At 71.4% G+C, this 6000-nt stretch carries 8 protein-coding genes; 1 reads left to right on the forward strand and 7 read right to left on the reverse strand.

Annotated features, from left to right (window positions below; translation table 11 throughout):
* From ACZ7DE_RS23095 to ACZ7DE_RS23125, 7 genes are all read right to left on the reverse strand, one after another.
* Window positions 1-795 carry a helix-turn-helix transcriptional regulator gene (locus ACZ7DE_RS23095; protein WP_470764050.1) on the reverse strand — a complete coding sequence of 265 codons (795 nt, stop codon included), beginning with the start codon at window positions 793-795 and terminating at the stop codon, window positions 1-3.
* Between the two features lie 86 nt (window positions 796-881).
* Complete coding sequence (locus ACZ7DE_RS23100) at window positions 882-1307, reverse strand: DUF2511 domain-containing protein (RefSeq protein ID WP_470764052.1); 426 nt, start codon at window positions 1305-1307, stop codon at window positions 882-884.
* Between the two features lie 62 nt (window positions 1308-1369).
* Window positions 1370-2272, reverse strand: coding sequence for an ATP-binding cassette domain-containing protein (locus ACZ7DE_RS23105; protein WP_470764053.1), 903 nt, complete (start codon window positions 2270-2272; stop codon window positions 1370-1372).
* The gene (locus tag ACZ7DE_RS23110) at window positions 2269-3060 is read right to left on the reverse strand and encodes a hypothetical protein (protein WP_470764054.1); all 792 of its coding nucleotides are present in this window, start codon (window positions 3058-3060) and stop codon (window positions 2269-2271) included. The genes ACZ7DE_RS23105 and ACZ7DE_RS23110 overlap by 4 nt, the downstream gene beginning before the upstream one ends.
* Window positions 3057-3740, reverse strand: a complete 684-nt coding sequence (locus tag ACZ7DE_RS23115; RefSeq protein WP_470764056.1) for a hypothetical protein — start codon at window positions 3738-3740, stop codon at window positions 3057-3059. Before ACZ7DE_RS23115 ends, ACZ7DE_RS23110 begins: the two co-directional genes overlap by 4 nt.
* 229 nt (window positions 3741-3969) lie before the next feature.
* Window positions 3970-4896, reverse strand: a complete 927-nt coding sequence (locus ACZ7DE_RS23120) for a hypothetical protein (RefSeq protein ID WP_470764058.1) — start codon at window positions 4894-4896, stop codon at window positions 3970-3972.
* Window positions 4893-5486, reverse strand: coding sequence for an RNA polymerase sigma factor (locus ACZ7DE_RS23125; RefSeq protein WP_470764060.1), 594 nt, complete (start codon window positions 5484-5486; stop codon window positions 4893-4895). Before ACZ7DE_RS23125 ends, ACZ7DE_RS23120 begins: the two co-directional genes overlap by 4 nt.
* 192 nt (window positions 5487-5678) lie before the next feature.
* On the opposite strand from ACZ7DE_RS23125, the gene ACZ7DE_RS23130 reads away from it, so the two are divergent.
* On the forward strand, window positions 5679-5849 hold the full coding sequence (locus ACZ7DE_RS23130) for a gallidermin/nisin family lantibiotic (RefSeq protein ID WP_470764062.1): 171 nt from the start codon (window positions 5679-5681) through the stop codon (window positions 5847-5849).
* Window positions 5850-6000 lie beyond the last annotated feature (151 nt).

The raw sequence follows: 6000 nt of genomic DNA on the forward strand, positions 1-6000 counted from the left end.
TCAGCCGGCGTGCGCCGTCAACGGCCGGATCAGACCGAGCGCGGCGGCCTCCGACATCAGCTCGGTGCGGCCGCCGACGCCCAGACTGTCGTACAGCCTGCGGATGCGGCGGTACATGGACCGCTCGGAACAGTAGTGACGCCGCGCGATCTCGGTCACGGTCATGGGCGTACAGAGCAGACGCACCAGCTCCTTGTCGTAGGCGGGCAGGGCGGAGTACACGGACTCCAGGCGTTCCCGGTTCTCGCCGTCGTCGGCGCCGGGCTCGTCGCGCGACGCCGAGCCGGCGATCCCGCGGCCGTCCGGGACGCCCGGGACGTCATGGAGCCAGACGGCGGTGGTGTCGGCGGACGTGGTCAGGCGGTGCGCCCGGATCTGCGCGCACAGCATGTCGATCTGGCTCTCGCCGGGTATGGCGAAGTTGAGCACGAAGTTCGCGCCCGAACGGATCGCGTAGTACGTCCGCTGCCCCGAGACGTCGTTGGTCACGCCGATGAGCATGGACAACGGATGCCGCACCCGCACCGCGCGCAGTCCTTCGGCCTGGAACTCGCTGGTGACCGGAATGAGCACCGGCAGATCGAGTGTCCCGCCGGGGGCGGTCAGGTCCTCGTCGTCGACGAACTCGATGCTGTCCAGGCCTGAGCGGAGCATGCTGAGCGGGGAGTGCGGCACGTCGAAGTGTGCCCTGAGCCCGGAATGGATCAGGACGTGGAGTTCGATGGCATTGGGATCGTGGTCCTGGTGCTGATACTGCAAGGCGACTTCCCCCGTGGTGATCGTCCCCATGGTCATTCTGGATCATCTATGTGATCACTGTTGGTCGATTGGTAACGGTATCGATCACTCTCCTCGTCGGTGCGAGGCCGGCTCCGGGCTGGTCAGTTCCCGGCCGGACAGAGTTTCAGGGACCTGCTGAGCAGGGTGCCGAGGCTCACCTTGGCGCCGCCCTTGCCGGTTGCGCGCACGGGCTCGATGTCGCGGTAACCGGCCTGCCGGGCACGGTCGTTGAGCGCATAGGTCGTGCCGTCCGGAACGGTGAACACGGCCTGGTTCCCCTGACGGCACTCGGCGGTGCCGTGGTCGACGGTCAGTGGCCAGGCATAGCCGAGGTTCTTCTCGCTCACCTCCTGCCTGGTGGAGGTGGGGCTCGGCAGCGGCACCGGGTTCCTGGTCTCCGGTTGGGTGCGGCTGCCGCTCCCGCAGGCGGTCAGGGCGAGCAGCGCGACGCCCACCAGGGCCGAGGCCGTGAGAGCAGCCGTCCGGCGCGGTCGCGCAGGGGCGGTGGCGGGGGCCTGCTCGGGCAAGGGCGCGTGGTCGGTTGCCGTGGTGGTGGTCGTACACCGGTATGTCGGGGTCACTGGCTACCTCACTGTTGTTGTGCGCTGGTGCGGCGGACCGCTCCGTCGGCTCCGAGCAGGGCGGCGTAGCCGTCTTCGAGCGACGGCTCGACCGGACGGGCGCCGGCGGGCGGACGGTTCGTGACGATGCGGTACTCGGTCCCCTCGGCGGTGGTCACCGCACTCACCACCTCGACGCCGGCCGGCGGTCCGGCGGCGGGGCCGACCGCCGGGTACACGTAGGTGCAGCCGGCCGCCTGGCTGACGAGGGCGTCGGTGGCGTCGTGGAAGACCAGTCGGCCGGAGGTGAGCACCGCCACCTCGGGGCAGGTCTGGGCGACGTCGTCGAGGATGTGGGTGGACAGCAGGACGGTCCGGTCGTGACCGAGCCCGGCGAGGAGCGTGCGGAAGCGCATCCTCTCGTGCGGGTCGAGGCCGGTGGTGGGCTCGTCGACGATCAGGACGGACGGGTCGCCCATCAGGGCCTGCGCGATGCCGACCCGGCGCTTCATACCGCCGGAGAATCCGGCCAGCCTCTCGCCGGCCCGCTCCTCCAGGCCGACCGCGGCGATCCGGTCGTCGACCTGCCGGCGCCGTTCGCGCTTGTCGTCGATGCCCTTGAGCACACCGATGTAGTCGAGGAACTCACGCGTGGTCAGATCGGGGTACAGGGACAGTTCCTGCGGCAGATAGCCCAGGGTCCGTTTGACGGCGGTGGCGCCCGAGCCGGTCGACAGATCGTGCCCGGCGACGACCACGCGTCCCGAAGTGGGGCGCAGCACGCCGGTGATGATGCGCAGCAGCGTGGTCTTGCCCGCGCCGTTGGCGCCCAGCAGACCGACGGTGCCGCTCTCGATGTGCAGGTCGACGGCGTCCAGCGCACGGCGACCACCGGGATGGACCTTCGTCAGTCGTTCAGTGGTGATGTTCATGACGCTCCCTGCCGTCTGATGCGGGCGACGAGATGGCCGAGTGCGTAACAGGCCGCGGCCGTGGCGAGTACGAGGGCGACGTTCAGCAACGCGGTCGCGTCCCCGGCCGGGGGGCGCAGCGGTCCGGCGCCCTCCCGGGCCGCCCACACCTTCGGTGCGTGCGCCCAGGCGACCAGCGGATAGCCGCCGAGCGGGGACAGCACGGTGCCGGTCGCCGTCGGCACGGGCGAGAACCGCGGCGGGAAGTGGCAGGCCCACAGCCACACGACGATCGTGACGGCGCGGGCGGCGGCCACCGGCAGCAGTACGCCGAGCAACCCGGCGAAGGCGGTGACCAGCATCGACGCCGGGAGCACGACCATCACCAGCGAGACCGCGGCCGAGCCGAGCGGCGACAGGGACCCCTCGGCCGCCGAGATCACCACCGCGTACAGCAGGAAGAGGGCGGCGACCGGGGCGAGAGCGGTCAGCAGCGGACCGGCCAGTGTTCCGGCGGTCCGCTGCAACGGTCCGGCGGGGGTGGCCGCCAGCAGGTCGGGCATGCCCCGCCCCTCACGCCGGCGCAGACGGTCGGCCAGCGCGAGGCCGACCCCCAGGGTGCAGAAGGTGTTGACGAGGACGGCGGCCGCGCCGATTCTCGTGGCCGGATCGTCGTGGCCGGTGACGATCGGCGAGGACGCGGCCAGCAGCAGGGTCAGCAGGGCCAGCGGCAGGACCGTGCCCCACACCACCTTGCGACGGGCTGCCATGAGGGCCTCGTACCGCAGTGTCCACAGCAGCACGGTCATGTGATCTCCTCGGTGCCGACGTGCTCTCCGGCGCCGTGGCCGGCTCGGGTTCCCTCTTTCGGCCGTCGGCCCAGGGCGCTTCCGTCGCGCACCGCCCGCCCGCCGGGGGCGAGGTCCCGCAGGGCCAGAGCCATCAGCCAGGCCCCGGCCGGCAGCGACGCCAGCGCCTGTCCGGCCCCGTCCGGCACCACCCGGTCGAGCAGCAGCAGCTTCGCCATGGCGATCGCGACGACGAGGCCGGTCGCGGGAGCGGCCGACCCGGTCCGCACCGTCACCCACACGGCGCCGCCGCTCAGGAGCGCGGTGAACCCGGCCAGCTTCAGGAGGGTCGCGCCGAGATCGAGATCACGACCGGTGGCTGCCACCGCCGTCACCAGGGCGAGCGCGGTGATCGCCGTGACGGCGGCGGGCCAGGCGATACGGCGGGCGACGGTGAGCGGATAAGAGGCCGGCAGCGACAGGTGCAGCTCCAGCAACGCCTCGCGCGCCACCACCGCCGAGCAGGCCAGGGCCGTGGCGGCGGGCAGCGCGCAGTCGAGGAGCACTCGGCCGAGCATCATGCCGTCGTCCGGTCCGGCCGCCACCGCCGTGTAGGCGAGCAGCGCCGCCAGCACCGGCAGGACGAAAACCTGTCTGCCGCATCGACGCCTTTCGTGCGTCCACCACGTCGCGGCGGTCATCGACCAGCTCCTCCCGTTGTTTCCCTGCCGTCCGGTGAGCGCGGGGTGTACCGCCGCCCGTGCTCGGCTACGGGGGCGCCGGGCAGGAGCGGCGGTACACCCTGTACGTAGCGGCCCGAGCGGCGGCGGTTCACGATTTCGACGAGTGAATCGCCAACGTGTACGACACGGCTCGGACGTGGGCGGGCGCGTCCCCGGCGACCCCGGCGTCCCCGAACGCCCGCTCCGGTCACTGCGGTGGCGCGGCCGGCCCGAACGACCGCATGGCGCCGGCGGCCCAGGCGAGGAGAGCCACGGCCAGGAGCAGCGTCCACGGTGTCGTCGACAGCAGTGCCTCCGTCAGCGCGTCGGCCGGTGTGGAGACCATGCCGCCGGGCCCGCTCACCACGCCCAGCAGCCACAACGCGCCGCCCGCCGCCATGCCCTGCGAGGGGGCGAACCGGACTGCCAGCGCGAGCGCGAGGGAGGCGGCGAGCAGCGACTCGCCGAGCCAGCCCGACACCACCGCCCACCACCCGGGCCCGTCCACCAGCGTCGAACAGGCCATCGCCATCGCCACGTCGGCACTGAGCACCACCGTCAGGCGGGCCAGGAACACCGCCGCGGGCGGCACCGGCAGGGTGAAGAGCAGTTCGCGCCTGGGGTCGCGCCGGGGGGACGCCGCCATCAGCGCGCCGAACATGACCAGCAGCACGACCGCCGCGCCGAACAGCCGTACCGCGAACCGCTCCTGCACGGACGTCGCCGCCAGCAGTGTCGCCCCGAGGAAGCCCACGGCGCTCAACGGCGCCCAGGCGCCCGGCATCAGCACGCCCTGCCGGACGGCCAGTTGCCAGGCCGTGCGCCAGGGACGGGACAGGCCGCGCACGCGTCCGGGGCCTTCCCGGGCACCCGTGCGGGGGCCCGCGTCGAGCCGCTCACCCACGGGTCGCCGGCCGCCGGTCTCGGCGAGCGCGGCTCCGAGCAGAACGTCGAAGGAGGGCGGGTGGACGGCGGATTCGGCCGCCTCGGCGCGCAGGGCCGAGCCGATGTCCTGCCACGCGGCGAGCCGGGTCAGGCAGTCGGGGCAGTTCTCCAGGTGCCGTCCGTGCTCCGGCTCGCCGGGTCCGGGGAGCGCGAGGCGCGCCAGGGTGTCGTCCGTCAAGTGCTCCGTCATCGTCGCCCCGTTCCTTCCAGCCGCGTGGCGGCGAGCATGTTCCCCAGGCGTCTTCGCGCGTGGGACATCCGGCTCTTGACGGTGCCCACCGGGATGGCGAGCACGTTGGCCACTTCCGGGTAGGCCAGTTCGTCGACCAGCACCAGCGCGAGCACCTCGCGCAGGTGTCCCGGAAGGGCGCGTACCGCGGCCTGCACCTCGGTGCGCTCGGCCTGCCTCACGATCTGGTCCTCCACGCTGGGTGCGGGGTCCGGGACGTTCTGGGCCTCGGACAGATCCACCGGCTGCGGCCGTGACTTGCGGAGTTGGTTGTGCGCCTGACGTCTGGCCACCCCCATGAGCCACCCCCGTACGGAGGACTCACCGCGGAAGGCGTCCGCGGAGCGCCATACGGCCAGCCAGGTCTCCTGCAGGATCTCCTCGGACACTCCCTGGTCCGAGGTGAGTCTTCGGATGAACCGGAGCATGGCGGCAGCATGCCTCTCGTAGAGGACACGCAGAGCTGCCTGGTCGCCGCCGGCGACGGCGCTGAGGAGAGCTTCGTCCGAGCACACACCACGTACGTATCCAGAAATCCCTGATCGGTTCACAGGGCACGTACAGCCATGATCGGTTCTGGCCTGATTTCGCTCCGCACGCACGGTGACCCCGCCCGACTGTCAGGGAACTGCCAACGCTGCCAAGCCCGATCCCGCCCGTTGATCGGGCCCGAAGGATCGTGATTGCGTAATCACGGGTCGCGACCCACGAACATTCGTTCGGTTCCTACGCAAGGAGACAACATGGGAATCCAGGCATCAGGCGCGTCGCAGAACGACTCGAACCTGTTCGACCTCGACCTCGAGATCGGCGTGGAGAAGTCCGTCGCCGGCCCCGCCATCACGAGCGTTTCGTGGTGCACCCCGGGCTGCACCAGCGAGGGCGGCGGCTCCGGCTGCAGCCACTGCTGCTGACGCTCTGCGCGCAGCACGTCATATCGCCGTGGGGCCGGGCGGACGTCCGCCCGGCCCCCCCAGCCCCCTCCCAAAAAAAACAAAAAAAAAAAAAAAAGGGAAAACACCCGGGGGAACGCCACACGAGAAACCATTCCCAGCGAAGAAGATC

It is taken from the genome of Streptomyces sp. NPDC037083 (assembly GCF_055606485.1).

Coding starts and splice junctions, on each gene's coding strand:
- ACZ7DE_RS23095 (WP_470764050.1), bottom strand. CDS start 795: ATGACCATGGGGACGATCACCACGGGGGAAGTCGCCTTGCAGTATCAG.
- ACZ7DE_RS23105 (WP_470764053.1), bottom strand. CDS start 2,272: ATGAACATCACCACTGAACGACTGACGAAGGTCCATCCCGGTGGTCGC.
- ACZ7DE_RS23110 (WP_470764054.1), bottom strand. CDS start 3,060: ATGACCGTGCTGCTGTGGACACTGCGGTACGAGGCCCTCATGGCAGCC.
- ACZ7DE_RS23115 (WP_470764056.1), bottom strand. CDS start 3,740: ATGACCGCCGCGACGTGGTGGACGCACGAAAGGCGTCGATGCGGCAGA.
- ACZ7DE_RS23120 (WP_470764058.1), bottom strand. CDS start 4,896: ATGACGGAGCACTTGACGGACGACACCCTGGCGCGCCTCGCGCTCCCC.
- ACZ7DE_RS23130 (WP_470764062.1), top strand. CDS start 5,679: ATGGGAATCCAGGCATCAGGCGCGTCGCAGAACGACTCGAACCTGTTC.